Annotated in this window: 26 protein-coding genes; 11 read left to right on the top strand and 15 right to left on the bottom strand. The window is 63.5% G+C overall.

The features are described from left to right. Window positions 1-78 precede the first annotated feature (78 nt). The 3 genes from O3301_RS01705 to O3301_RS01695 all read left to right on the top strand — a co-directional run bounded on the left by O3301_RS01705 (window position 79) and on the right by O3301_RS01695 (window position 1,670). Entirely contained in the window at window positions 79-291 is a 213-nt protein-coding gene (locus O3301_RS01705) for a hypothetical protein (protein WP_034751103.1), read from the top strand. A gap of 109 nt (window positions 292-400) precedes the next feature. Then, a complete protein-coding gene (locus tag O3301_RS01700; RefSeq protein ID WP_289909701.1) occupies window positions 401-1,108 on the top strand; it encodes a hypothetical protein in 708 nt (235 codons plus the stop codon). 88 nt (window positions 1,109-1,196) lie between these two features. After that, window positions 1,197-1,670, top strand: coding sequence for a DUF6328 family protein (locus O3301_RS01695; protein ID WP_305055324.1), 474 nt, complete (start codon window positions 1,197-1,199; stop codon window positions 1,668-1,670). A gap of 120 nt (window positions 1,671-1,790) precedes the next feature. Here O3301_RS01695 and O3301_RS01690 read toward each other — a convergent pair whose 3' ends face one another. After that, a complete protein-coding gene (locus O3301_RS01690) occupies window positions 1,791-2,693 on the bottom strand; it encodes a LysR family transcriptional regulator (RefSeq protein ID WP_305055323.1) in 903 nt (300 codons plus the stop codon). A 102-nt stretch (window positions 2,694-2,795) separates the two neighbouring features. Between O3301_RS01690 and O3301_RS01685 the strand changes: the two genes are divergently transcribed. From O3301_RS01685 to O3301_RS01675, 3 genes are all read left to right on the top strand, one after another. Beyond that, window positions 2,796-3,812, top strand: a complete 1,017-nt coding sequence (locus O3301_RS01685) for an aldo/keto reductase (RefSeq protein WP_289898103.1) — start codon at window positions 2,796-2,798, stop codon at window positions 3,810-3,812. 16 nt (window positions 3,813-3,828) lie between these two features. After that, window positions 3,829-4,245 carry an SRPBCC family protein gene (locus tag O3301_RS01680; protein WP_099664170.1) on the top strand — a complete coding sequence of 139 codons (417 nt, stop codon included), beginning with the start codon at window positions 3,829-3,831 and terminating at the stop codon, window positions 4,243-4,245. 294 nt (window positions 4,246-4,539) lie between these two features. Beyond that, a complete protein-coding gene (locus tag O3301_RS01675) occupies window positions 4,540-5,757 on the top strand; it encodes an MFS transporter (RefSeq protein WP_083299622.1) in 1,218 nt (405 codons plus the stop codon). A 49-nt stretch (window positions 5,758-5,806) separates the two neighbouring features. On the opposite strand, the gene O3301_RS01670 is transcribed toward O3301_RS01675, so the two are convergent. The 5 genes from O3301_RS01670 to O3301_RS01650 form a co-directional block, all read right to left on the bottom strand. Continuing rightward, window positions 5,807-6,505: an aspartate/glutamate racemase family protein gene (locus tag O3301_RS01670; protein WP_305055322.1), complete on the bottom strand. Its 699-nt coding sequence runs from the start codon at window positions 6,503-6,505 to the stop codon at window positions 5,807-5,809. Between the two features lie 67 nt (window positions 6,506-6,572). Further along, on the bottom strand, window positions 6,573-6,977 hold the full coding sequence (locus tag O3301_RS01665) for a hypothetical protein (RefSeq protein ID WP_305055321.1): 405 nt from the start codon (window positions 6,975-6,977) through the stop codon (window positions 6,573-6,575). Window positions 6,978-6,997: 20 nt separating this feature from the next. Next, window positions 6,998-7,519: a hypothetical protein gene (locus O3301_RS01660; RefSeq protein WP_305055320.1), complete on the bottom strand. Its 522-nt coding sequence runs from the start codon at window positions 7,517-7,519 to the stop codon at window positions 6,998-7,000. Window positions 7,520-7,538: 19 nt separating this feature from the next. Beyond that, a complete protein-coding gene (locus tag O3301_RS01655; RefSeq protein WP_305055319.1) occupies window positions 7,539-9,080 on the bottom strand; it encodes an ATP-binding protein in 1,542 nt (513 codons plus the stop codon). A gap of 11 nt (window positions 9,081-9,091) precedes the next feature. Continuing rightward, complete coding sequence (locus O3301_RS01650) at window positions 9,092-9,922, bottom strand: alpha/beta fold hydrolase (RefSeq protein WP_251348944.1); 831 nt, start codon at window positions 9,920-9,922, stop codon at window positions 9,092-9,094. 238 nt (window positions 9,923-10,160) lie between these two features. On the opposite strand from O3301_RS01650, the gene O3301_RS01645 reads away from it, so the two are divergent. Together O3301_RS01645 and O3301_RS01640 are read left to right on the top strand one after the other, a co-directional pair. Beyond that, window positions 10,161-11,420, top strand: coding sequence for a PepSY domain-containing protein (locus O3301_RS01645; protein ID WP_305055318.1), 1,260 nt, complete (start codon window positions 10,161-10,163; stop codon window positions 11,418-11,420). Window positions 11,421-11,742: 322 nt separating this feature from the next. After that, entirely contained in the window at window positions 11,743-14,046 is a 2,304-nt protein-coding gene (locus tag O3301_RS01640) for a TonB-dependent receptor (protein ID WP_305055317.1), read from the top strand. On the opposite strand, the gene mdcH is transcribed toward O3301_RS01640, so the two are convergent. Genes mdcH through mdcA form a run of 9 tightly spaced genes read right to left on the bottom strand, consistent with a single transcriptional unit; the run spans window position 14,043 to window position 21,353 of the window. After that, window positions 14,043-14,981 (bottom strand): malonate decarboxylase subunit epsilon, encoded by a 939-nt coding sequence (gene mdcH / locus O3301_RS01635; protein WP_305055316.1) that lies wholly within the window; start codon window positions 14,979-14,981, stop codon window positions 14,043-14,045. The two genes, O3301_RS01640 and mdcH, sit on opposite strands and share 4 nt — an antisense overlap. Next, window positions 14,978-15,595 carry a malonate decarboxylase holo-ACP synthase gene (locus O3301_RS01630; RefSeq protein ID WP_305055315.1) on the bottom strand — a complete coding sequence of 206 codons (618 nt, stop codon included), beginning with the start codon at window positions 15,593-15,595 and terminating at the stop codon, window positions 14,978-14,980. Before O3301_RS01630 ends, mdcH begins: the two co-directional genes overlap by 4 nt. Next, on the bottom strand, window positions 15,595-16,359 hold the full coding sequence (gene madM / locus O3301_RS01625) for a malonate transporter subunit MadM (protein WP_219308892.1): 765 nt from the start codon (window positions 16,357-16,359) through the stop codon (window positions 15,595-15,597). Before madM ends, O3301_RS01630 begins: the two co-directional genes overlap by 1 nt. Next, window positions 16,352-16,780: a malonate transporter subunit MadL gene (madL, locus tag O3301_RS01620; RefSeq protein ID WP_305055314.1), complete on the bottom strand. Its 429-nt coding sequence runs from the start codon at window positions 16,778-16,780 to the stop codon at window positions 16,352-16,354. The genes madM and madL overlap by 8 nt, the downstream gene beginning before the upstream one ends. Window positions 16,781-16,834: 54 nt before the next feature. Continuing rightward, a complete protein-coding gene (mdcE, locus tag O3301_RS01615; RefSeq protein ID WP_305055313.1) occupies window positions 16,835-17,647 on the bottom strand; it encodes a biotin-independent malonate decarboxylase subunit gamma in 813 nt (270 codons plus the stop codon). Next, window positions 17,644-18,498, bottom strand: a complete 855-nt coding sequence (locus tag O3301_RS01610) for a biotin-independent malonate decarboxylase subunit beta (RefSeq protein ID WP_289915233.1) — start codon at window positions 18,496-18,498, stop codon at window positions 17,644-17,646. The genes mdcE and O3301_RS01610 overlap by 4 nt, the downstream gene beginning before the upstream one ends. Next, window positions 18,495-18,803 carry a malonate decarboxylase subunit delta gene (locus O3301_RS01605; RefSeq protein WP_305055312.1) on the bottom strand — a complete coding sequence of 103 codons (309 nt, stop codon included), beginning with the start codon at window positions 18,801-18,803 and terminating at the stop codon, window positions 18,495-18,497. The genes O3301_RS01610 and O3301_RS01605 overlap by 4 nt, the downstream gene beginning before the upstream one ends. Continuing rightward, window positions 18,790-19,671: a triphosphoribosyl-dephospho-CoA synthase gene (locus tag O3301_RS01600; RefSeq protein ID WP_369812169.1), complete on the bottom strand. Its 882-nt coding sequence runs from the start codon at window positions 19,669-19,671 to the stop codon at window positions 18,790-18,792. Before O3301_RS01600 ends, O3301_RS01605 begins: the two co-directional genes overlap by 14 nt. A gap of 8 nt (window positions 19,672-19,679) precedes the next feature. After that, window positions 19,680-21,353 (bottom strand): malonate decarboxylase subunit alpha, encoded by a 1,674-nt coding sequence (gene mdcA, locus O3301_RS01595; protein ID WP_305055311.1) that lies wholly within the window; start codon window positions 21,351-21,353, stop codon window positions 19,680-19,682. Between the two features lie 119 nt (window positions 21,354-21,472). Here mdcA and O3301_RS01590 point away from each other — a divergent pair, with 119 nt between their 5' ends. The 3 genes from O3301_RS01590 to O3301_RS01580 all read left to right on the top strand — a co-directional run bounded on the left by O3301_RS01590 (window position 21,473) and on the right by O3301_RS01580 (window position 24,453). After that, window positions 21,473-22,390: a LysR family transcriptional regulator gene (locus O3301_RS01590; RefSeq protein ID WP_305055310.1), complete on the top strand. Its 918-nt coding sequence runs from the start codon at window positions 21,473-21,475 to the stop codon at window positions 22,388-22,390. 250 nt (window positions 22,391-22,640) lie between these two features. After that, window positions 22,641-23,348 carry a hypothetical protein gene (locus O3301_RS01585; protein WP_289905183.1) on the top strand — a complete coding sequence of 236 codons (708 nt, stop codon included), beginning with the start codon at window positions 22,641-22,643 and terminating at the stop codon, window positions 23,346-23,348. Between the two features lie 16 nt (window positions 23,349-23,364). Next, window positions 23,365-24,453, top strand: coding sequence for an XRE family transcriptional regulator (locus O3301_RS01580; protein ID WP_289905184.1), 1,089 nt, complete (start codon window positions 23,365-23,367; stop codon window positions 24,451-24,453). Window positions 24,454-24,517: the final 64 nt, after the last annotated feature.

Here is a 24,517-nt window from a genome sequence, read left to right as displayed (position 1 = left end):
CACAACTTGCAAGCGTAAATTGACGGTTCTCAAAAACGTGTAGAATTAATTTTCCCACTTACTGAGGAGTATCAACACATGAACATCAATAAAGCGGTAGACAAGGCTTACGAAAAAAAGACGTTCAAGGAAATCGCTGATGCACCCGTCGATGCGTTGCAAGGCGTGAGCGAGAAGGATGCGGAGCTGCTCAAGCAGGCATTCAATATCAAGACCGTGCGCGACCTGGCAAACTTGAAATACTCGAAGTGGGCGCGCGCCATCGTCACCCTGGCCGATACGGAAGAATAGACCGGGCCATGCCTCAGGCATCCCCGTCAGCACAGCCCGCCCCAACCGGCGGGTTTTTTGCTTCAGGCCAGCGAGCGGCTGGCAAGCCGATAGCCGCGCGGAGGCGCCATTGGCCACGCCGCTGACCCTGCCGGGCATTTGCTGGCCCCTGCACGCGAGCACGGGCCGTCTTGCCGTCACCACGTCCCACATCACGGGCCACTTTCGCGCCGGTGCGGGACTGGACGCCGTCATCGTGTGCGATCTGCTGCCCGCTGGAAAATTTCGCAATGGCGCGGCGCGACACTGGTGCCGCACGCACCAGTGCTACTGGGGCACGCAAGCCGACCTGGCCGCCTGCCCATCCGCGCAACCCATGCAATGCCGCCAGCACGCCAGCCCCATGGGCTATGTGCTGTATCCGGAATTGTTCGACCCCACGCAATTCCACACCAGCACCCTGCGCCTGGGCAATGATGGCCTGCTGCAACTGCGCGCCCGGGCCAATGACGGCGGCGCCCTGTTCAGCCGCGACCTGCCAGCCCTGACCATCGACTGCCGCGCCCTGCCCGGCCTGTTTCCTCCCGACATAGTGCAACTGAATATCACACCGCCCGCCGCGCAGACGTTCGCCGCCGCCTTGCAGGCTGGCGCGCCGCTGGGCTGCAGCGACTGCGCCCGCTGCGGCCACCCGCACCTGGACCTGGGCGACTTCGCGCTGGCGCCGCACCGGCGCCACAGTTGCGGCCATTGCGGCCACGACGCCTCGCACAGCGCCACGGCCATCGTCTCGACGCCCTTGTGGCGGCTGCGCCAACGCTACCCGCACTGGTTCTGACGCAATGCTTCCGAAGGTGCGCCCGCCCACAGTCGGCCTGCCCGCCTGTGCGTAGACTGGCCCCATCGCCACCAACAGGAATAGCGCCATGCCGCACACCCCGCCACATGACGACAATAATCAAGCAGGCGAGGAAGGCGACTTGTCCGACCTGCTCAGCGAATTGCGCATCCTCTTGCCGGGCGCGCAGATGCTGACGGCCTTCCTCATCATCCTGCCCTTCAACGGCGGCTTCGCGAAGATCGTGCAGGCGGAAAAAATCGTCTTCCTGCTGACGTTTTTCCTGTCCATGACCAGCCTGGTGCTGCTCAGCGCGCCAGCCATCCAGCACCGCGTGATGCGCCCCCTGCAAGACCGCGAACGCTTCAAGCGCGTGGCCGACCGCATCATGATGTGCGGCGCCTTTTCGCTGGCGCTGGCGTTCATCCTCGGCACCAATCTGGTGATGTCGGAAGTGTTCGGCCACGTCGCCGGCATCGTCGCCTGCGTGCTGATGGGCTCGCTCATCGTCTGCATGTGGTGGTGGCTGCCCCTGCACTTGAAGCACGCCAGGAAAATCTAGAACACCTAACCAAACCTACTGCGCGTCGCGATTTGCGGCCTCCGATGCTCACTGTGCTCAAGCACAGCTCCGCTTCTCAGCCACAACTCATCCCGCTCGCTACGGTTTTGTTAGGTGTTGCTAAGCGGCTGCGCCCGCCTGCTGCAGCAAGGTTTCCCGGAAGATGCCCACCAGCGGACGCAGATTGACCTTGTGCCAGGCCAGCCACAGGGGCGTGCGGTAGCTGAACCACGGCAATTCCCTCACGACGACGCCGGCCGGCGCGTGCTGGCGCAGGCTGTGCTGGATCATGGCCATGCCCAGTCCGGCCGCCACCAGGCCCAGCGCCGTCAGCGGCTCTGTCGCTTCCATGCGGATGTCGGGCGTAAAACCGGCGCGCGCGCAGGTGGCGATGAAGTTATCGTGTTTCAGCACGCTTTCCTTGTGCAGCACGGCGATCCACTCCTGGCCCGCCAGGTCGTCCGGGGTCAGCTGGGCCTTGGCCGCCAGCGGATGCGTCGCGGGCAAGGCCAGCAGCATGGGGTCGCTCAGCACTTGCGCGCAATCGAGGTCGGGGTCGTTCGGCAGCGGCGGCTCGCACAGCAGCGCGATATCGAGGCTGCGCTGGCGCAAGCCTTCGATCTGCTCGGCCGAATGCAGGTTGTACAGGGCCACGTGCACTTGCGGCCGCGTGGCGCGCAAGGCGCGCAGCCCCTCCGGCAAGACGCCCGCATGCATGGCGTTTTCGATGTAGCCTATGCACAGGCCCCCCTCGTCGCCGCGCCCCAGCCGTTTCGCCAGCGCTTCCAGGCGATTCCCGTGGGTGATAAACGCGCGCGCTTCGGCCAGGAAGGTGTGGCCATCGCGCGTCAGGCGGATGCGCTGGGCGCTGCGCTCGAACAGCGTCAGGCCCAGCCTGTCTTCGAGCTGGGCGATTTGCCGGCTCAGCGGCGACTGGGAAATATGCAGGCGCTCGGCGGCCCGCCCCACGTGTTCTTCCTCGGCAACGGCGATGAAGTATTGCAATTGGCGTATGTCCAGCATGTCAGACCTTTCAGGACTCAAGTTGCGCCAATTATGTCTTGGACAGGCTTAACTTGTCCAGCTATTCTGTCTGCACTGACTCACTCATTGAAGGAAAACACCATGACAATCAAACACTTACTGACAGGCAAACTGGGTTTCGGCACGGCGCCGCTGGGCAATATGTTCCGCAACATTCCGGAACAGGAAGCGCTGGCGACCGTCGACGCGGCCTGGGAATCGGGCATCCGCTACTTCGACACGGCCCCGTTTTACGGCGCCGGCCTGGCCGAGCTGCGCCTGGGCGCCGCCCTGAAGCAGCGCCGCCGCGACGATTACGTGCTGAGCACCAAGGTGGGCCGGCTCATCCTCGACGAACTGGAAGACCCCGCCGCCCGCGAACTGGGCGAAAAAGGGGGCTTGTTCGAATTTGGCCGCAAGAACAAGATCGTCGATGACTACTCGGCCGACGCCACCCTGCGCTCGATCGAAGACAGTTTGAAACGCCTGGATACGGACCGCCTCGATATCGTCTGGGTGCACGACATCGCCCAGGATTTCCACGGCGACAACTGGCTGGCGCAATTCGAGATTGCCCGCACGGGCGCCTTCCGCGTGCTGACCCGCCTGCGCGAAGAAGGCGTGATCAAGGCCTGGGGCGTGGGCGTGAACAAGGTGGAACCGCTGGAACTGACCCTGGACCTGGCCGAAGCCCAGCCGGACGCCTTCCTGCTGGCCGGCCGCTACACCCTGCTCGACCATGAACGTGCGCTGCAGCGCCTGATGCCGGCCGCGGCAAAACAGAACGTCGACATCGTCGTGGGCGGCCCCTACAGTTCGGGCATCCTCGCCGGCGGCGCGCACTTCGAATACCAGAAGGCTTCGCCCGAAATCATTGCCAAAGTAGAACGCATCAAGGCGATTGCCGCGCGCCACGGCGTCAGCGTCAAGGCTGCCGCCCTACAATTTTCCTTGGCCAATCCGGCCGTGGCCGCCGTAATCCCCGGCGCCAGCCGTCCGGAACGCCTGGCCGAAGACCAGCAAGCGTTACACGCCGTCATCCCCGCCGCCTTCTGGCACGACATGCGCGCCGAGCAGCTGGTGTCGCCATTCGCCCCGCTGCCAACTGGCGCCAACTAATAGATAAGGAAAGCATATGGCACACACCACCACCTCGATCGACATCGCTGCCACGCCGGCGCAAGTATGGCAACTGATCGGCGGCTTCAATGCCCTGCCCGACTGGCTGCCCTATATTCCCAGCAGCACCTTGAGCGCAGGGGGCCGCATCCGCCACCTGGCCAACCCGGCCGGCGACGTCATCGTCGAGCAGCTGGAAGCGTACGACAACACGGCGCGCAGCTACAGCTATTCCATCCTGCAGGCGCCGTTTCCCGCCGCCGATTACCTGTCGACCCTGAAAGTGGAACCACTTGCCGGCAGCGACGGCGCGCGCGTCACCTGGTCGGGCCGCTTCACGCCCGTGGGCGTGAGCGAGCAGGAAGTGACGGACCTGTTCCACGGCATTTATGTGGCGGGACTGGAAGCGCTGCAGCAATCGTTAGCGAAGTAATACGCAAGGAAGACCATTTCCGCCACAGCCAGGCTTTCTTCGCTCACCCTGTGGCGGAATCGCGCAGATTCCGTGTTATCGTTAACAACAAGAGCAAACGCTGTTGTGTGCAGTGCAGCAGATTTTAGCCGGCGCCCTGCAGAGCTTGCCCGAATCTCTTACAATGTTGTCTTTGGGCAGCTCTTCTAGCCCGAAAATACCGGCCATCCGTCGACTCTGGTGGCGCATTGCCACCTCCGGCTGGGCCACTGCGCGCCCCTCCGCCCTGTCATTCTTTACCCAACTAACAAGAACATGCACGCCTCCGTAGATCCCCTGATTCCGCGCGTCACCGCGCCTTTTGGCGCTGGATACGCCGACCTGGCCCTGGCCATCGGCGGCCTCGCCATCGGCACGGGCGAGTTCGCCTCCATGAGCATCCTGCCCGTGGTGGCCGACGACCTGGGCACGACCTTGCCGCAGATGAGCCACATGATCAGCGCCTACGCGCTGGGCGTGGTCATCGGCGCGCCCCTGATCACCATCTTCCTGGCGCGCATGCCGCGCCGGCTGATGCTGATCTGTCTGATGCTGATGTTCGCTGGCGGCAACTTGCTCAGCGCCATCGCGCCCAACTACGGCTTGCTGGTGGTGGCCCGCTTCGTGGCCGGCATCCCGCACGGCGCCTACTTTGGCGTGGCGGCGCTGGTGGCGGCCGCGCTGGCCGAACCGGACCGGCGCGGCCAGGCCGTCGCCCGCGTCCTGATGGGCTTGACCGTGGCGAATATCTTCGGCGTGCCGCTGGCAACCTACATCGGCCAGACCCTGGGCTGGCGCTCGGCCTTCCTGCTGGTCGCCGCACTGGGCCTGCTGACCATGCTGATGGTGCGCATCTTCGTGCCCATGGTGGCCGCCGGCGATTCCAGCCCGCGCCGCGAACTGGGCGTGTTCCGCCGCCTGCAAGTGTGGCTGACCCTGCTGATGGTGGCGATCGGCTTCGGCGGCATGTTCGCCGTCTACACGTTTATTACGCCAACCCTGCTGGAAGTGACGAAAGTGTCGCCGCTTGTCATTTCCATCTTGCTGGCCATCATCGGTATCGGCATGACGGTGGGCAATCTGATCGGCGGCTGGCTGGCCGACCGCTCGCGCCTGTGGACCATCTTCGGCGTGCTGCTGTGGAACGTGGCCGCGCTGGCCGCCTTTACTTATACCAGCAGCAATGTCTGGTTGACGGCGATCAACCTGTTCGCCATCGGCGCCGGCATCGCCGTCGCCCCGGCCGTGCAGACGCGCTTGATGGACGTGGCCGGCGACGCGCAAACCGTGGCCGCCGCCCTCAACCATTCAGCCTTCAACATCGCCAACGCGCTGGGCGCCTGGGCCGGCGGCATCGCCATCGCCATGGGCATGGGTTTGCGCTCGACGGGCTGGGTGGGCGCCATGCTGGCCTGCGGCGGCATCGTCGTGCTCGGTATTTCCGTGCTGGTGGAAAACCGCAGCCGGAATGTGAGCGGCGCGCAGCCGGCTTGATGATAACGAGAGCGGCAGCCTGCTCAGGCAGCCGCTCTGTTGCCAGCGCTCAATCTTCGATGGCAAACGCCACCGCCGCCTCGCAATGAATGGCCGTGGTATTAAATAGCGGCAAGTCCACATCGCCCTGCTGGATCAGCAGCGGTATCTCCGTACATCCCAAAATCACGCCCTGCACGCCTTGCCGCCGCAATTTCTCGATGATGGCGAGAAAAATTTTCCGGCTGGCGTCGGTAAAGATATTCTGCACCAGTTCCGTATAGATGATGTCGTGCAGGATGTCCTGGTCGGCCGCCTCGGGCGTCACCGTGGCAATGTCCAGCTGCGCCAGCGCCTGGTGGTAAAAACTCCCTGCCATCGTCTGCTTGACGCCCAACAAACCCACCTTGCGTATGCCCGACTGCTGCACCCGCTTTGCCGTTTCCTCGACGATACTGATAAAAGGCAAGCCGATGCGCGGCACGACGGCTGGCGCGAAGCGGTGTGCGCCATTCGCGCACAGCAGGAAGAAGTCCGCGCCCATGCCTCGCAGGCGCTGCCCTTCCCCGACGAGAAATTGCTCGATGGCATGGGAATCGGGCTGCGCTGCGTGCGCGACGAAATCGGCCTGGTCCATGCTGACCAGCAGGATGCGCGCGCTGTGCGCGGACCCGATGCGCGCCACGAGCATTTCATTGAGAAGCCGGTAGTATTCCAGGGTCGAAGCCCAGCCGATGCCGCCAAGTAAACCTATAGTCTTGTTTTGCACATTATTCCCTGCGAAAAGAATTGCGCAAATTATACGATAGCGGCCGCCCGCCACGCGCATGCCGACCTTAGGCGTCGATCCACGCAAACAGCGCCTTGTCCGGCGTGGCGGATTGATGCCAGGTCGATTGCAACTCCATCAGAAATCCGGCCAGATCGAAGGGATTGACATCCAGCCCGGCCCATGGCGCCGTCTGCGCCCATGCCACCGCGATATCGGCCAAATCGTCGGCCGTCAGCCGCTCGATAGCCTGCCCCATGGCATGCGCAAACACGTAAAGCTCACGCCCCGGGATAGACACGGGCCTGATAGCAGGCGCTGCCGAGTGGGTCAGCAATTGCCCCAGCGACGCAAAATCTAGTTCGCCGGGCAAGGCAATGCCCGTGACGGGAAAGGAGTCGAAGGCATCCTGCCAGCTGGCACACGCGCGCATCTCGCCGTCGGAACAGACAAAAATATCGATTTTTTTCATATTGCAGCCATTTGGCACAGTCAAACGTCTGCCGCATCATGTTGGCTGGATGTCTCACGGCGGTATTCGCGCTCGAACGCGGCCATGCTCTCCGCCTGCGCCCACAGGCTGGCAATATAACGGAATTCATCCTCGAACGGCAGCTCGAAATCGGCTACGTCCATCGCATACTCGCAATTGCGGCTCAGCATGACCAGCCAGTTGGGATAATCGAGCGCCGGGTACAGGCGGGTAAAGATGGCATCGAGCGACGCCGCGCTTTCCCGGCCCGCCAGATAGGCGGCGCGCAGTTCGACGATGTATTTTCCGGCCAGGAATTGTTCACCGAGGCGCTGCATTCCCCGGTAGCGCGCGATGATCACCTCGGCCAGCGGCAGCACCTCGTCGCGGCCCCGGGCGCTGGCCAGCAGCACGGCTTCCAGGTCGTCGCCTTCCTCGTCTCGGCGCAGGCGTTCCACAGCCCAGTCCACGCAGCGGTCGGCATGGCCAAAGCCCATGCGCAGCTGGAAAACGGCGATTTCAAGTTCTGTCAGTTGTTCCATTACCTTCAATTCATTCTTACTATTCTGCACCCGCCTGCAACATCTTCTGTAACACCGCATCGAGCTCATAAAAATCCACGGGCTTGGTCAGATGCAAATCAAAGCCCGCGTCGGACGCCATCTGGCGGTCCTTGTCCTGGCCCCAACCCGTGACGGCCACGAGGATGGCGTCCTTGCCGCAGGGCTGGCTGCGCAACAGCCGCGCCACGTCGTAGCCATTCATGTGCGGCAAGCCGATGTCGAGCAAGATCACTTGCGGCATGAAGGTTTGCGCGGCCGCCATGCCGGCCGCGCCGTCGTAGGCCGTGCGCACGTCATAGCCGAGGATGTCGAGCGCCAGCGCCAGGCTTTCGGCCGCGTCGGCGCTGTCGTCGATCACCAGCACCTTGCCTTCGCGCGTGCCGGCCAGCAAGCGGCGGTTGGGTTCGGGCGGCGCCTGCAAGGGCACGGCGGGCAGCGGCAGGCGCAAGGCGAAGGTGCTGCCCTGCCCCACGCCATCGCTGTGCGCGCTGATGCTGCCGCCATGCAACTCGGCCAGGCCGCGCACGAGCGATAGGCCGATGCCCAGGCCGCCCTGGGCCCGCGACAGGGCCGGTTCCAGCTGCGAAAACAGGTCGAATACCGTGTCCAGGTGCTCGGGCGCGATGCCGATGCCCGAATCGCGCACGCTGATGTGCACGTCGTTGTCCGTGCATGCCACTTCCAGTCCGATGACGCCGTTGGCGGGCGTATACTTGATGGCGTTCGTCAGCAGGTTGGCGATCATCTGCCCCAGGCGCGTGGCATCGGCGTCGAGCCAGATGGCTTGCGGCCATTGCTCCACGAGCACCTTGTGGTCGGATTGCACCGCCAGCTCCGCCACGCTGTGCAGGGCCGCCTCCACCACGGGCGCCAGTTCCACGCTGGCGCGGCGCAGTTCCAAACGCCCCTGCGTGATGCGCGACACTTCCATCAAATCGTCGACCAGGTGCGTCATGTGCCCCACTTGCCGGCCCAGCACGTCGCGGGCCCAGCGCAGCTGCGGGTCGTCCAGTTGCGCCAGGCGCAACACTTCCAGCACGTTGCGCATGGGCGCCAGCGGATTGCGCAACTCGTGCGCCAGGGTCGCCAGGAATTCGTCCTTGCGCCGGTCGGCGGCCGCCAGCTGTTCATTGAGCTCGCCAGCCTCCTTGCGCGCCAGCTGCAACTGCTGTTCATACTTGCGCCGGTCGCTGGCGACAAAGACGGCGATCTCGTCATAACGCACGCCATCATGTTCGCGGCGCACGGCATTGAACAGCATGGGGATGGACTGCCCCTGGCGCTGGCGCATGTCGAGCAGGATTTCCGACACGCTGCCCTGCACCTGCATCAGCGGCAGCCAATGCGTCTGGTGGAATACGCGCCCGCCGATGGTCAGCAAGTCTTGCAGTTTCTTTTTCCCCAGCAGCTCCCCTGCGCCATAGCCGAGCCAGCCGCAAAAGGTGGCGTTCGCCTGCACGATGGTGCCGTCGGCCGTGCACAGCAGCAAGCCGCAAGCTGCGTGCTGGAACAGGGTGGCGGCGTCAGGCAAGGAAGGCATCGTGTCGCGCATTACAGGTGTTGGCCGTCGAGAAAGTGGCGGATGGCGCGGTAGCTGGCGTCGGGCACGCTCATGTGCGGACAATGGCCCACATTTTCGAGCACGTGCAGGCTGCTGTGCGGCAACATTTCGCGCAAGTACACACCCACGCAAGGTGGCGCGATGAAGTCGTCGCTGCATTGCACGATCAGGGCCGGAGTGCTGTTCTGCGGCAAGACGGCGCGGTGGTCGGACAAGAACGTGGCTTGCGCGAAATGCCGGGCAATGACGGGGTCGGTGCGGCAAAAGCTGTTCGCCAGGTCTTGCCCCAGCGCCGGCTGCCCTGGCGCGCCCATGATGGCAGGCGCCATGCCGGCGGACCAGCCCAGGTAATTGCTGTCCATGGCATCGAGCAAGTCGTCGATATCGGCACGGCTGAAGCCGCCCCGATAGCCGGCCGCCGCATCGTCGACATAGCACGGCGACGGCGCCAGCATGACTTGCGCGGCGAACAGCTCCGGCTCGGCGATGCTGGCCAGCAAAGCGCTCATGGCGCTGACGGAATGGCCGATGCAAATGACGGGGCCGCCGCCGACGGCATGGATGACCTGGCGCAAATCGGCGCCATGCGCGTCGAGCCGCGCGTAGCTATCGAAATCATAGGCACTGAGGTCGGAAGCGCCGCTGCCGACCAGGTCGAACAGCACGGTGCGGTAGCGCGCACGAAACAGCGGCTCCAGGTAACGCCACATGGTCTGGTCGCAGCCAAAGCCATGCATGAACACCATGGTGGCAGCCGCGCCCGCCTGCGGCGCACCGTTGCATTCGCGAATGCGGACATTGTTCCGGTCTTCTATGCGCATGCCGCCTCAGCCTTGAATATTTCCATGTGGAATGTAAATTAACTTCTTGCTAGCATCTTAGCATGCGCCATTTGACCCTGGGCAACACCATTGGCGCTGGACAAACGCCACGCCACGGCGGATAATGAGAACGATTCCCATTATCAAAATAGCAGGCGTGTGCCTGGCTTTTCCCTGTGCGCCCCCGTGGCGCCTGCTGGCGGCAACAAGCCGGTTTTATGTTGAAGGTTTGTACCGCATGCGCGCTTTCTGGACTGTCATACACCGCTGGGCTGGCCTGACCATCGCCCTCTTCCTCATCGTCGCGGGCCTCACGGGCGCCGTCACGTCGTGGGACCACGAACTGGACGAATGGCTCAACGCCGACATCATGGACACGCCGGGCCGCGGTCCCCTGCAGCCGCCGTTTGTGCTGGCGCAAAAAGTTGCCGCCGCCGACCCGCGCGTGGAAGTCAATTACATGACCCTGGGCCTGGAAGAAGGCCATGCGGCCGCCTTCATGGTGCGCCCGTTGACGGAGCCGGCCACGAACAAGCCGTTCGTGCTCGACTACAACACCGTCTACATCGACCCCGTCACGGCGCAGATCACGGGCACGCGCGATTCGACGGCCATTTCCCTGTCGCGCCGCAGCCTGATGCCGTTCCTGCGCCACCTGCATTACAGCCTGCACGTGCCCGCCTTCTGGGGTACGGACCGCTGGGGTTACTGGCTGATGGGGACGGTAGCCCTGGTGTGGCTGCTCGACAGCATGGTGGCGTTTTATCTGACCACGCCGCGCCGCTTGCGACCGCGCGCGCAGGACGAGGCACCGCGCCACCGCGACGCCGCCAGCTGGTGGCAGCGCTGGAAACCGTCGTGGGTGCTGCGCTGGGCGGCCGGCGGCTACAAGCTCAATTTCGATCTGCACCGCGCGGGCGGGCTGTGGGTATGGCCCGTCATCATCGTCGTCGCGTTTACCTCGTTTTCGCTGAACCTGTACCGCGAGGTGTTTTATCCCGTCATGTCGCTCGTGTCCACCACCACGCCGGGACCGTACGAAACGCAGGTGCCGGCGCCCTATGGCACGTATATCACGCCAGCAATCGGCTTCGAGCAGGCCGTGGAGATTGCCAAAAAGCAAGCCGCGCAGCGCGGCATCACGGCGCCCATCGGCGGCATTTATTATGGCGGCAATTATTCGTTCTACAACGTCTCGTTCTTCGACCCGGCCGACGAATTCGGCGCGGCCGGCATGGGCCTGTCGAACCTGTATGTCGACGGCATGGACGGCAGCATCATCGGCCAGCACAAGCCGTGGGAAGGCACGGCCGCCGACGTCTTCGTGCAACTGCAATTCCCCCTGCACTCGGGCCGCATCCTCGGCTTGCCGGGACGCATACTGATGTCCTGCATGGGCCTGATGGTGGCCATGCTGTCGGTGACGGGCATCGTCATCTGGGAAAGAAAACGGCGCGCGCGCCGACTGCAGGCGAAAAAGCCAGCGAACTTCACCTGAAGCAGCGACTCCATCACGGCGCAGGCGGACCAATGCAGTCTGCGCCGCACACCTTGCCAGCGGCCTGATCACGCGCAACGCGCAAGGCCAGCACACCTCCCCACTTTACAACCCAGTAGCCGGCACATGCCGGCTGCCTGCGCTGCGCAGCTTCCGTGCGCCAGTCCGCCGATGCCATCAAATGCAGTTTACTTGCAATAGCATTGGGCGCAAGCTATTATTGCAACTCAATTGCATTTATACCTTCACGCCGGACCCGCGTCCAGCACCACCTTCCGCCTTTTTAGAAAGTCCTATGCGCCATCACGTATTCGCAGCTGCCATGCTGTCCACTGCCCCGCTCGCTTACGCGGCGGACGACGTCACCCTGCAAACCATCAAGGTCCGGGCTGACCGGCCTTCCAGCATCGACAGCGTCGTCCTCGTCGAGAATATGCAAGCCCAGAACCGGACTCTGGGCGGCATGCTCGAGCATGTCTCGGGCGTGCAAAGCAGCGCCTTCGGGCCGAATGCGGGCGCGCCGGTGATCCGCAGCCTGAGCGGCAGCCGCGTGCAGATCCTCGAAGATGGCCAGTCCATCCTCGGCATGAATGCGCTCAGCGGCGACATCAACATCCCCTTCGATCCGCTTTTCGCGCGCAGCGTGACGGTGAACAAATCGTCCGATAGCGTGCGTTTCGGCGGCAATGCCATCGGCGGCAGCGTCGACGTCGATTCCGGCATCGTTTCCAGGAAGATGGAAACCAAAGAAAAGGACGTGGAACTGGTCCTGCGCAAGGGCTTCAATGATGCCGACGCGCAAGGCTTGCGCGCAAACTTCAACGATGGCAAGCGCTTCTCGACGAATCTGCAACTGTCCTTCCAGAAGATCGGGCATTACGATATTCCCGGCAACAGCAAGGCCGGCGTGTGCAACAGCCAGCTCTTCCCTGCAACCGGCGGTGTCAACACCTTTCTGGCAGACAGTTGCCAGAAGGAAGCGCGCATCCAGCAAATCTACAACAAGGCGTCGCAACCGTTTATCGACCAGTTCATGAAGGAAAATCCGGACTGGGCGGACGGTGATTTTTCCTTCTACACCAATAATCCCACCTCCGTCTGGCAGCGCAAGACCTACGTCAATCCCGCCAATCCCGCCTACGTGCCGGGTACGCCGTCGATGACCCAGAACAAGATCAACAAGGACGTCACCCCCGATTACCACGGCACCTTGGGCAACAGCCATGCCAGCAATGCCCACTTTGCCGTCGGCACCACCTACTTTTTCGACCAGGGCTACGTGGCCGTCAGTCTCGACTCCAAGGAAAGCGAGTATGGCGTGCCGGGCTTTTCCATGGAAAACAAGTCGTTCGGGGCGAATTATGACGAGGGCTTGCCCGTCGGCGTCGTGATCAAGCAGGATAAATATGCGCTGGAAGCCCGGCTGTCCAGCCCCGTTGCGTATCTTGAAAGCGTGCAATTGCGCATGTCACGCCTGGACAATGCGTCGGGAGAGCGCCTGGGTTCCATCAAGGCGAATGATTACCAATTCGACACGAATCAAGCCGAGCTTCTGCTGGCGCACCGGCGCGCGGGCCCCTTGAGCGGCATGCTGGGCTTGAGCCACAAGGCCAGGGATATCGCCGGCAGCGGGCCGCAGCTGTACCTGCCCGACGCGAACACGGTCAGCCGTGCGCTGTTCCTCAAGGAAAGCCTCGATCTCGACTGGGCCACCTTCGACGCGGGCTTGCGCCATGAAAAAGTCGAGCACGAGATCCGCAAGAGCGGCTTCAAGACGTCGAGGAATGCGAGCAACTCCCGACTCGAGGACAGGTCGTTCAGCCTGAACAGCTATAACCTGGGCGCCTCGGCCAAGCTGGGCCAGCTGTTCGGCGCGAAGCTGCGCTATTCATCGTCGGAAAGAGCGCCCGACGTCAATGAATTGTATGCAAGCAACCGCCACTATTCGATCATGACCCAGGAAGAAGGCAACCAGAACCTGAAGGCCGAGCGCGCAAAGAGTACCGAGCTCACCAGCCTGTTCGCCAACCGCGGCTTCCAGCTGTCGGCCACCGGCTACGTCATGAAGTACGAGAACTATCTCTACCTTGGCCACTCGGGCGCCCAGATGGCCAATCGCCTGCCCTTGAAATACTGGAAGCAGACGGATACGACGGTGAGGGGATTCGAAGTCGACGCCTCCCAGGCCGTGCAGCTTGGCGGCTACGGCAAGCTGAACCTCTCCGCCTTTGCCGACCTCGTCAAGAACAAGGCGGACAATCCGGACAAGCTGCGGGCACACAACGACGGCGCCTACCTGCCCAATATGCCCACCAACCGCTATGGCGCGAATGTGCTGTGGGAAAACAAGGGGTGGAAGGCCAAGCTGTCCGGCACCCGCTACGACAAGCAAAAGTACCTGGGCAAGAGTGTCAGCGAGGAAGTGCCGCTCGACGGCTACACCATGGTGAACTTCCAGCTGAGCCGCGCCCTACAGGTAGCCAATTCGCCGTTTGCAGGCATCGACGTGTTCATCAGCGGCAGCAACCTGCTCGATGCGGATGCCAGGCCGCACAATTCCCCACTGAAATACATCGCGCCCTTGCCGGGCCGCGGCTTTCAAGTTGGCCTGAGCGCCAGGCTTTAAGGCACGCTGCCGTTTCGCTCCCGCCGCACCAACGCCAGCACGCTGTCGCCCCGGTTGCCGTCGCAGCAGACGGCCACGCCGTCCGTGAAATCGGGCGCCGTCAGCCGCGTCAGGACGCTGCCGGGCGGCATTTCCAGCGCCAGCCGGGCGCCCCGCTCCCACGCCAGGCGCGACGTGGCGGTCCACTGCACGCGGCGCGCCATGTTGGCGGCCAGGCTGTCGCGGATGCGGGCCGGGTCGAACAACGCGCGCGCCGCGCTGCTGCTCAGGTAGACGAGCGAGGGGCGTCGCACGGTCACGCCCTCAAAAGCGGCGGCCATGCCGCCCGCCGCGCCTTCCAGCAGAGGGCAATGCGACGGCACGCTGACGGCCAGGCGTTTGGCCTTGCTGGCGCCGTGCGCCAGGGCCAGCGCCATCACGACTTGCAAGGCGGGCTCGCTGCCGGCAATGGCGATCTGGCGCGGCGCATTCAGGTTGGCGACATACACGGGATTCGCGGCGCCATGCACTTGTGCCAGCAACGATTCGAGTTGCGCCAGATCAAGTCCGATGATGGCCGCCATGCCGTAGCCGGCCGGATAGGCCTGTTCCATCAACTCTCCGCGCCGCACCACCAGGCGCACGGCATCCGCATAATCGAGCGCGCCGGCCACCACGGCCGCCGCATACTCGCCGATGGAAAAGCCGGCCACCATGTCGGGCAGCGCGCCGCGCGCCGCCAGCGAACGCGCCATGGCCACGCCCGCGATCAGCAAGCACAGTTGCACGGCCCGCGTCGAGGCCAGCGCTTCCGCCGTGTCCAGCGCCAAGGGATCGCAGCCCAGCACGGTCGCCGCTTCGGCCAGGGTTGCCGCCACGGCCGCATCGTCGGGCAGCGCATGCAGCATGCCGGGATATTGGGCGCCCTGGCCCGGAAAGGTAAACAATACGCTCATGCACACTCCCAGGGCGTGGCCGTCAGCACGGGACCGTGGTCCGTTTTCAGCAGCACCCTGCCCCGGCCCGCCACCCATTCCGCATACGCAAAGCCGCCATGGCCCGTGTCGATTTGCAGATCCAGCCGGCACGCCGTGACCGTGGCGGCGATGGCGCGCAGGGCGTCGGCTTGCGCGGGGTCCGGCGGCGCGGCGATGCGCAGCACGAGATCGAGGTCGCTGTCGGCGCGCAGCACGGGCAAGCCGCTCGCCAGGGCAAAGCCCACGCCGCCCGTCGGGCCCCAGGCCCAGCCCGTGGCGTCGAGCAGGGGCGCCACCAGCCGCAGCGCATCGAGCGCAGTACAGTCAAAACCGGACGGCGGGGTGTGCGCCAGCCGCGCCAACGCCTCCGGCGTCACGCGGCGCAGCACGGCGGAAGACTCCACTTCGCACGCATGCCGTTCGCTGCGCAGCCGGCCGCGCAAGCCCACGGGGATGCGTCCGGGCGCCGTGCTGGCGCGCCGCACCACCAGCGGCGCCGCCTGCAGCCAGGCCGCGTCGGCCCAGGCGGGCAAGGATGCGTCGTCCGGCAGGCCGGATACCCACAGCAAGTCATGCGCGCGCCAGGCGTCCATCAAGCCACCACCGCCTTGACGGCAAAGAACAGCAGCGATGGCCCCAGCAAGCAGCCCAGGCCCGTATGAAACGTGGCCACCAGCGCGCCATACGGCACCAGCTTGCGGTCGGTGGCGGCCAGGCCGGCCGACACGCCGCTGACGGTGCCGGCCAGGCCGCCGAAGACCATCGCCGAACGGGGCGTCTTCAGGCGCAAAAAGCGCGCCGCGGCGGGCGTGCCCACCATCACCAGGATGGCCTTGATGAGGCCCGCCGCGATGCTCAGGGCCATGACGTCCGAACTGGCGCCGATGGCCGCGCCCGTGACGGGACCGACGATGTACGTGACGGCGCCGGCGCCGATGGTGGTCATGCTGACGGCGTCCGAATAGCCAAACGCATAGGCCACGCCGGCGCCGACGAGGAACGGCAGCACCACGCCCAGCATCAGCGCCACGACGCCGATCAGGCCCGCCTTGCGCGCTTCCGTCGCCTGCACCTCGAAGGCCGTGGCGACGATGGCGAAGTCGCGCAGCATGGCGCCGCCCATCAAGCCGATGCCGCCGAACAGCGACAAATCGGCCAGGCCCTTGTGGCCGCCGCTATGCACGCCGCCCCAGTACGCGAGGCCCAGGCCGATGACGATGGCGATGGCCGAGCCGTGCACGCGGCCCAGGGTCAGGTATTTCGACAGCGCCACCGAGACAAGCATGATCAGGCCGACGAAGGCGAAGGCCGTCACCAGGCCATTGTGGATGGCGGCTTTTTCAAAGATTTCAAGCATGACGGTGCTCCTTCATCAACATCGAGTCGGACTGCACGCGGTCGGCTTCAGCGGCAGCGATGGCGGCAGGGTTTTCCGACCGGTTAATCAGCGAAATCACGGCGCCACAAACGAGCACGGAACCGACGGCGGCCAGCACGGCCACCGGGCCGCCGCGCAGGGCTGCGACCACGTCCTGCTGCGCCGCCATGGCCACCACCACGGGAATATACATGGCGCCCCAGTATTCGACGCCCCGCTCCGTCATCTGCGGCAGCCACGCGCGGCGCTGCATGTAGAGCCGGGCGCAGATCAAGAGCAGCATGGCGATGCCCACGCCGCCCACGTTGGTCTTGACGCCCATCAGCTGCCCAAGCAGGTCGCCCAGGAAGATGCCGAGCAAATGGCACAGGGCCAGCAATGCGGTTCCGTAAATGATCATGATTGTCTCCGTTATAGGAATAGGAATGACTTGATGTCTTCTCTGTTGTTGCACCTACCACTGCTGCCCCAGCACCTCCCTGACTCTTGCCGACGCCTGGCGGTGCGGCGCGCCCAGGCGGCTGGCCAGTCCCCGTTCCGGATCGGCGCGGATATCGCCCAGCGCCGCTTGCAGGCTGGCGCGCACTTGCGCCAGATCAAGCTCCGACGGCGCGTCCGGCTGCGCCACCTGCAAGGTTTGCCACAGCAGGCCCAGGGTGGCGTAGTTCCTGATGTCGTAGGCCATGGGCGCGATGGTGGCGGCCAGCGCTTCGAGCGCTTCCACGGTGCGCAGGGTGATGCGCGCGGCCGACGCCTTGCCCATCGCGTGCACCATCACTTGCGGATCGTCGAGCGCGATCAGCCGGTTGGCCTGGTAGCCGTGGGCGAGGAAGGCGCCCGACATGGCCTTGCCGACGATCAGGCCGATCACGGGATGGCCCGCCAGGCGCGCCTCGGCATACGCGCCCGCCGCGCCCGCCAGCGCCTGGTGGATGCCATACGCTTCTTCGCGCCGGCCATACGCCTGGCTGGCCACGTCGATGACGGCGACGATGGGCCGCTTCACGGCCAGGTCGCGGTCCTCGGCAAGCACCTGCTGCACGGCGCGCGCCAGCTGCCACGCCTCGGCCAGGCCGACCTCCCCCGTGCGGGCGCGCGTAAAACGGTTGCCGGGGTCGGGCAGCACGGCGAGGTAGCGCGCCGGCTCGCCCGCCAGCGGCGCGTCCACCACGCGCACGGAAGGCGGATAGCCGTCCAGCGGCGCAGCGTTGTTCGTGAGCGCCGCCAGCCAGACGGCGCCGCGGCTCGTGTCGGTGATGGCGTTCATGCTGCTGCTCCTTTGCTGTAGATCAAACGTACGGCTTCCGGCGTGGCTTGCGGGCCCGCGTCCACTTGCGCCAGGCGGGCCAGGTAGCCTTCCGCCTGGTCGCTGCGGTGCTGCGCCGGCACGCCGCGCGCGAACAATGCGGCCACGGTGGCGCGCATCTGCGCCGTGTCGTCTTCCACGTAGGCGTCGGCCAGGCCGCTGTGGAAGCGCTGTTCGCCGCCCGTCAGGCTCCAGATGAACGGCTTGTTGCGCGAGTCGAATTCGTCCACGCCCGCCTCCTGCTCGATCACGGCCGGCCCGTTGAGACCCAGGCGCGCTTCGCGCGTGACGACCAGATAACTGCACAGGCCCGCCGCGATCGACATGCCGCCGTAGCAGCCCACGGTGCCGGCCGTGATGCCGATCACGGGCTGGTAGCGGCGCAAGTCGACGATGGCCGCATGGATGTCGGCAATGGCAGCGAGACCCAGGTTGGCTTCCTGCAGGCGCACGCCGCCCGTTTCGAACAGGATCACTGCCCGCGTCGGCACGCCATTGCGGTTGTCGCGCGCCGCCAGTTCCAGCGCGCCGGCGATCTTCGCGCCGCCCACTTCACCCATGCTGCCGCCCTGGTAGGCGCCTTCGATGGCCAGCACCACGGCCGGCTGGCCGTCGAACAGGCCCTTGGCCACCACCACGCCGTCGTCCGCCTGCGCCGTCACGCCTTGCTTTGGCAGCCACGGCGAAGCGATGCCGCAGAACGGGTCGAGCAATTCGCGCATGCTGCCAGAGTCCAGCAAGGCCTTGGCCCGGCTGCGCGCGCCCCGTTCGATGAAGCTGTCGCGCTCCAGCAATTGCGTCAATGTGCTCATGCCGCCCTCCCCGCTTGCAATTCTTCGTACGCTTGCTCGATGCGCATGCGCACCACGCCCGGCGTGGCGCCGCAATCGTTGATGACGATGCTCGCCGCCGGCAGCGGCTCGCCGCCGAATACGCGCTGCAGGAGCGCATCCCACACGGCGCCCTTGCCATCGACGGAGGTGTTCACGACGATGCGGGTCACGCCGTCGTCGCCCGGCTGCAGCAGCACTTCCAGGTCGCCCGAGCCGACGACGCCGGCCAGAGCGCGCCCCGGCGCCGCTGGCCCGGCCGGGAACGTATAGTCACGCGTTTCCATGCGCTTCTCCTTCTGTCAATCGATCGAGGAACAGGGTGGCCGCCAGCAAGTCCGCCGCGCCGCCCGGCGACACGCCGCGCGCCAGGGCCACCGCTTCCAGCGCCAGCAGCGCCTGCGTGCCGGCAGCCGTGGCTGCGCCGCCGGCCGCCAGCACCCGCGCCGCGCCCGTTTGCAGTGCCAGCAAGGCCAACGCGCCGCCGCGCGACAGCACGCAGGTGTCGTCCAGGCAGCTGAGAATGGCCAGCAAGGCGTTCAGGCGCGCCGTCGTCTCGCTGTCGCCGCGCAAGCGCGAGGCGTGCAAAGCGGGCAAGCCCGCGCCCGTCACCAGGGGAAAGCCGGCACGGGCCTGGCCCCGCGCACCATCGACCTGATACTGGCGGCATGCCAGCTCGCCCTTGTTGCCAGTGGCGCCAGGCGCGCCGCGGTCGTGCAAGCGGGCCAGCGCGCCGGCCCGCGCCGCCACGGCTTGCGGCGCCAGCGACGCGCCGCGCGCACCCTGCTGCGCCGCCGCCGTCACCAGCAGGCCCAGCGCCCAGATGGCGCCCCGGTGCGTGTTCACGCCGCCCGTGGCTGCCAGCATCAGCGCTTCGCCATCGCGGCCGATGGCGCCGATGTGCTGGCGCAGCTCGTCGTCATCGCCGCTTTCCCAGCCTGCCTGCGCCATGGCGGCAAACACGGGCTCCAGCACGCAAGCCGAGTGGCACATCAGGGCCCAGTTCAAGTCCGCGTGGGCGCCACGGCTGCGCAAATCGACGAGGCCCGGTTTCGGCGTCAGGGTCACTTCATCGAGCAGCGCCTGCAGCACTTGCCGTCCCAGCGCTGCGGCGCGTTCCTGCACCGGCACTGTCATCGTCATTGTCGTCATCATTGTGCTCACTACCAGCTCCTGAATTTGGCGGGTGGTTGATACAGGCCGTCCGACCATTCGACCAGGTCGGCGATGCTTTTCGCGGCCAGCAGCGAGCGGTTCGCCGCTCCCCGCTGCACGCCGATATCCTCGGGCAGCGCGATCAGGCCGTCGGCGCGCAGTTTCGCCGTCGTCTTCGGGTCGTGGCGCAGGCCGATGGGCGTGACGCCAGCCACCGCCGCCAGCATGGCCTTGCGCTCGTCGAGCGAACGGGCCTTGTACAGGTAGGCGATGCCCTCTTCCGTCAGCACGTGGGTGACGTCGTCGCCGTAGATCATCACGGGCGCCAGCGGCATGCCGCTGGCCTGGCCCACGGCCACGGCGTCGAGCGATTCGACGATGGTCGGCTGGCCGCCGTCCTGGAACGTTTCGACCATCTGCACCACCAGCTTCTTGCCGCGCGCGAGCGGATCGTCCGTCTCGATCAGGTCCAGCCAGGCGGGCGTCGGGTGGCGCCGGCCGTGCGGATCGTGGCCCATGTTGGGCGCGCCGCCGAAACCGGCCAGGCGGCCGTTGGTGACGGTGGACGAATTGCCCAGGCCATCCATCTGCAGGGTGGCGCCGATGAACAGGTCGACCGCATACTGGCCCGCCAGCTGGCACAGGGCGCGGTTCGAGCGCATGGAACCGTCGCGGCCCGTGAAGAACACGTCGGGCCGCGCGGCCGCATAGCCTTCCATGCCCAGCTCCGCGCCGAAGCAGTGCACGCTCTCGACCCAGCCCGTCTCGATGGCGGGAATCAGGGTCGGATGGGGGTTGAGCACCCAGTTGCGGCAAATCTTGCCCTTCAAACCCAGCTGCTCGCCGTAGGTGGGCAAAATCAGTTCGATGGCGGCCGTATTGAAACCGATGCCGTGATTGAGCGACTGCACCTGGTGTTTTTCATACACGCCGCGGATCGCCATCATGGCCATCAGCACGTGCACGGGCTTGATGACGCGCGGGTCGCGGGTGAACAAGGGCTCGATGAAGAACGGCTTGTCGGACTGCACGACGAAATCGATCCACGAGCCGGGCACGTCGACGCGCGGCAAGTCGCTGACGTCGTCGACGATCTGATTGACCTGGGCGATGACGATGCCGTCGCGGAAGGCGGCCGATTCGACCAGGATGGGCGTGTCCTCGGTGCTGGGGCCCGTGTACAGATTGCCCTGGCGGTCGGCCATGTAGCCGGCCACCATGACGACGTTGGGCGTGAGGTCGACGAACAGGCGCGCATACAGCTCGATATACGTGTGGATGGCGCCCACTTCCAGCAAGCCATCCTGCAGGAATTGTGCGATGCGCAGGCTTTGCGTGCCGGCAAACGAGAAATCGAGCTTGCGGGCGATGCCCCGCTCGAACAGGTCCAGGTGCTCGGGCAGGCTGACGCTGGGCATGATCAGGTGCAGATGGTTGATCTTGTCGGGGTTGACCTTGGTCAACATGCGGGCGAGGAAATCGGCCTGCTTCTGGTTGTTGCCTTCGAGTACGACGCGGTCGCCCGGCGCAAGCAGCGCTTCGAGCACGGCGACCATGTCGCCCTGTTGCAGGACGGGGCCGCTCGCGTACTGGCGCACGGCGTCGAGGCGGCGGCGCTTCTCGGTGCGCCGCGTGTCCCATTGTTTTTGCCGCTGCGCTGGCGCTGCTGTGGCGGTTGACATCATGCCTCCGGAATGAGCTATCGAACCCCGACGATAGAACGAAAGCGTCACCGCGACAATCAACCTGCTAGCATATTCTTTACCTTGAAGTTAATGAACTCCCTTAAAAAGGTTTAGCCATGGCCATCAATGAAGAAATCACCTTGAAAAAGCTGGAAGTGTTTCTCAGCTTTATGGAATTGAACAACCTGGCGCGGGTGGCCGATGCGCTGGGCCAGAGCACCGTCAGCGTGCACCGCGCCCTGCATTCGCTGGAAGACGGCTTGCGCTGCCCCCTGTTCAAGCGCGAGGGCCGCAGCCTGATCCCCCTGCATGCGGCCTACACCTTTGCCGAATCGGCGCGGCGCGCGCTGGCCGAGTGCGAGGAAGGCGTGCGCAAGGTGCGCGAAATGTCGGGCATCAACCCCGTGCGCCTGAAGATCGGCTCGCTGTATTCCTTGACCCTGCACTGCATCCCGCAACTGGTGATCGCCCTGAAACTGCGCCGGCCGGGCCTGGACATCGACCTGACCCTGGGGTCGAACCGCGAACTGCTGCAAAGCCTGGCCGACGGCAGGCTGGACGCCATCATCGTCGGCGTGCAGGAAGACGAACACCATGCGGGCCTCGTGGCCGTGCCCCTGTTCCAGGACGACATCTTCCTGGCCGCGCCGCTGGCTTCGCCCTATGCGGGGGCCGCTTCCGTGGACTTGCAGGCGCTGCGCGACGACAAATTCGTCACGCTCAACGAGGGTTTCGTCACCTCGCAAAGCTTCAACCATGCATTCGAACTGGCGGGATTTGTGCCCGACACGGCCATGAGGGTGGGCGACATCTTCTCGCTGATCAACCTGGTGAGCGGCGGCATCGGCTACAGCCTGCTGCCCGGCCGCGTGCGCGCCTTCAGCTCGCGCATCGAACTGCTGCCCCTGCACGCCCGCTACGGCTCGCACCAGCAAATCACCCTGTTGATGCTGAGCAGCCGCGAGCGCGACCCGAATCTGCTGGCGCTGGCGGCGGAATGCAGGTTGTATGGGCGTGGCGAGCGCAGCGAATGATTCTGTTCAGCAGGCTCTCGAGTGCTTAATAGATTTCTGCTTTATGAACGCTTTTCAGAGTATCAGTAGCCATAAAAGTTGCCAGTAGCCCTTACGATCCGTGTTCGAGCCTACGAAGGAGAGTTCTCGTCGTTACCACGCCACCGTGCAGACGAAAAATGCTTATAGTCTAATCGAGCGCCAACTTCCGGTTTATCAACCTCATTCCGTGGTAAGATTATCGGAAGTAAATTTACCTGTGGAGGCTTCCTTGTTACAAGAACTGCCTGGTATTCCCCCGATGCCCAATCAATTTGTGTGCAAGGTAGTCTGGGAGCCCACATTGGTCTCTAGTCGCCTCTCTGAACTGAGCGCAAGCCTGAATGAAGCGTTGTTACGAGAAGTCAGCGAACATGGCTACCGAGCGCGAATTGAAGCGACAGAGTTACACTCGACCACAGCCGCTGGTTCATATCATTGGCACGCTGCTGTGTACGCTATTCGCTCTTTACTAGTTGAGCGCGGTTGGAAACCTGAGAACACGCGTAATTGTCCGTTTATTGTCGACCCCAATCGAAAAATTGCAATTGTAGTAATGACAGGTGATTCAGATACTGGCTCCATCGGCGGATATCCCACAAATCAAGCAGAAAAAGGGGCTGTTCTTAAACAAGCCGTAGCCAACAACTACAAACAATTGACTCTTTTTAACGCAGATTTGGCATCTACAAGGCTTGCCAATTCGAAAGAAGCTACACAACTGTGGGTTTTACTTTATCACGTCAGTACTGGCTCAAATGGGAAAGCTGAAATTAGAGCTGAACTCTCATTGCCTTCGGAATTTGAAAGAAAAAAAATTATAAATTGGAAAGAGAGAATTATTCTCTCTTCCATTCTACCTGACGGTGAAGCTTTTATTCAAAATGACAGTCCCACTGGACCGATTGATGTACCCATTGAACGACGCACTGGAACATAAATAATTTAGAGGTATAATGTTTTTTAACCCATCAAGGCTAACGTTCGCTCGTACACGACGCGGATTTACGAAGGCTCGCCTTGCCAAGGAATTAGGTCTGCAAGTGCGCTCGATACAAGGATATGAATTGAGCGAATACACACCAGAACCGGAGAAACTTGCAGCGATTAGTTCGCTTCTCCATTTCCCAGTAGAATTTTTTTCAGGAGACGACCTGCCCGTTATTGAACCGGACACAGTCAGTTTCCGGTCAATGTCAAAAATGTCCGCAGCACTAAGAAACACCGCTCTAGGTGCTGGTGTAATGGCATTTTTACTCAACGATTGGATAGAAGAACGATTTCGCCTTCCACAGGCCAACTTACCTGACCTAAGTGACCTATCCCCTGAAGACGCAGCAGCAACCTTACGTCGTGTTTGGGGCTTGGGAGAGACTCCGATCGGCAACCTTATTCATCTACTAGAAGCAAAAGGAATTCGGGTCTATTCATTAGCGATTGAAGCTAAAGAGGTAGATGCATTTAGCGTGTGGCACCGGGAACATCCTTTTGTCTTTCTCAACACGTTCAAGTCTGCCGAACATAGCCGATTTGATGCTGCTCATGAGCTAGGTCACTTAGTCCGCGACCGACATAGCATGTTGCACGGAGAGGATCATAACCCGGAGATGGAACGTGAGGCGAATGCATTTGCCTCGGCATTCCTAATGCCGAGAGCGAATGTACTCGCAAGAGGTTCTGGAGTTTTGACGCTAGACAAATTGATGCAGATAAAACATATATGGGGGGTCTCGTTAGCGGCTCTTGCATATCGAATGAATCATTTAGGCCTATTTACTGAGTGGTCATATCGCAATCTTTGCATTCAAATGGCAAAAAATGGCTATCGCACCTCAGAGCCAAGACCGATGCGTCATGAATCCTCTCAAGTTTTACGAAAAATTTTCGATGCACTTCGGGCAGAAAAGATCACACGCAGCATGCTGGCGAAAGATCTGTGCATCATGCAGGAAGATATTGATAATTTAACTTTTGGGCTTACCTTATCCACTGTATCTCCCAACACCGCAATGGCTGCTCCGGATAGTCGTCGCGTCTTACTCTAAGCCTACTCGAAGGTGACTTACCTCCACAGACACCTTCTCATATAACTGAAAAATTCAAAGTGGA

It is taken from the genome of Janthinobacterium sp. SUN211 (assembly GCF_030587315.1).
Lineage (GTDB): Bacteria > Pseudomonadota > Gammaproteobacteria > Burkholderiales > Burkholderiaceae_D > Janthinobacterium > Janthinobacterium kumbetense.
Note: the sequence above shows the minus strand (reverse complement) of the source record. Positions and strands in the feature narration are given on the sequence as shown.

What these genes read in the sequence shown, in the direction of transcription:
- O3301_RS01705 (WP_034751103.1), top strand. Translation starts at nt 79, where the DNA reads ATGAACATCAATAAAGCGGTAGACAAGGCTTACGAAAAAAAGACGTTC.
- O3301_RS01695 (WP_305055324.1), top strand. Translation starts at nt 1,197, where the DNA reads ATGCCGCACACCCCGCCACATGACGACAATAATCAAGCAGGCGAGGAA.
- O3301_RS01690 (WP_305055323.1), bottom strand. Translation starts at nt 2,693, where the DNA reads ATGCTGGACATACGCCAATTGCAATACTTCATCGCCGTTGCCGAGGAA.
- O3301_RS01685 (WP_289898103.1), top strand. Translation starts at nt 2,796, where the DNA reads ATGACAATCAAACACTTACTGACAGGCAAACTGGGTTTCGGCACGGCG.
- O3301_RS01680 (WP_099664170.1), top strand. Translation starts at nt 3,829, where the DNA reads ATGGCACACACCACCACCTCGATCGACATCGCTGCCACGCCGGCGCAA.
- O3301_RS01675 (WP_083299622.1), top strand. Translation starts at nt 4,540, where the DNA reads ATGCACGCCTCCGTAGATCCCCTGATTCCGCGCGTCACCGCGCCTTTT.
- O3301_RS01665 (WP_305055321.1), bottom strand. Translation starts at nt 6,977, where the DNA reads ATGAAAAAAATCGATATTTTTGTCTGTTCCGACGGCGAGATGCGCGCG.
- O3301_RS01660 (WP_305055320.1), bottom strand. Translation starts at nt 7,519, where the DNA reads ATGGAACAACTGACAGAACTTGAAATCGCCGTTTTCCAGCTGCGCATG.
- O3301_RS01655 (WP_305055319.1), bottom strand. Translation starts at nt 9,080, where the DNA reads ATGCCTTCCTTGCCTGACGCCGCCACCCTGTTCCAGCACGCAGCTTGC.
- O3301_RS01650 (WP_251348944.1), bottom strand. Translation starts at nt 9,922, where the DNA reads ATGCGCATAGAAGACCGGAACAATGTCCGCATTCGCGAATGCAACGGT.
- O3301_RS01645 (WP_305055318.1), top strand. Translation starts at nt 10,161, where the DNA reads ATGCGCGCTTTCTGGACTGTCATACACCGCTGGGCTGGCCTGACCATC.
- O3301_RS01640 (WP_305055317.1), top strand. Translation starts at nt 11,743, where the DNA reads ATGCTGTCCACTGCCCCGCTCGCTTACGCGGCGGACGACGTCACCCTG.
- mdcH (WP_305055316.1), bottom strand. Translation starts at nt 14,981, where the DNA reads ATGAGCGTATTGTTTACCTTTCCGGGCCAGGGCGCCCAATATCCCGGC.
- O3301_RS01630 (WP_305055315.1), bottom strand. Translation starts at nt 15,595, where the DNA reads ATGGACGCCTGGCGCGCGCATGACTTGCTGTGGGTATCCGGCCTGCCG.
- madM (WP_219308892.1), bottom strand. Translation starts at nt 16,359, where the DNA reads ATGCTTGAAATCTTTGAAAAAGCCGCCATCCACAATGGCCTGGTGACG.
- madL (WP_305055314.1), bottom strand. Translation starts at nt 16,780, where the DNA reads ATGATCATTTACGGAACCGCATTGCTGGCCCTGTGCCATTTGCTCGGC.
- mdcE (WP_305055313.1), bottom strand. Translation starts at nt 17,647, where the DNA reads ATGAACGCCATCACCGACACGAGCCGCGGCGCCGTCTGGCTGGCGGCG.
- O3301_RS01610 (WP_289915233.1), bottom strand. Translation starts at nt 18,498, where the DNA reads ATGAGCACATTGACGCAATTGCTGGAGCGCGACAGCTTCATCGAACGG.
- O3301_RS01605 (WP_305055312.1), bottom strand. Translation starts at nt 18,803, where the DNA reads ATGGAAACGCGTGACTATACGTTCCCGGCCGGGCCAGCGGCGCCGGGG.
- O3301_RS01600 (WP_369812169.1), bottom strand. Translation starts at nt 19,671, where the DNA reads ATGATGACGACAATGACGATGACAGTGCCGGTGCAGGAACGCGCCGCA.
- mdcA (WP_305055311.1), bottom strand. Translation starts at nt 21,353, where the DNA reads ATGTCAACCGCCACAGCAGCGCCAGCGCAGCGGCAAAAACAATGGGAC.
- O3301_RS01590 (WP_305055310.1), top strand. Translation starts at nt 21,473, where the DNA reads ATGGCCATCAATGAAGAAATCACCTTGAAAAAGCTGGAAGTGTTTCTC.
- O3301_RS01580 (WP_289905184.1), top strand. Translation starts at nt 23,365, where the DNA reads ATGTTTTTTAACCCATCAAGGCTAACGTTCGCTCGTACACGACGCGGA.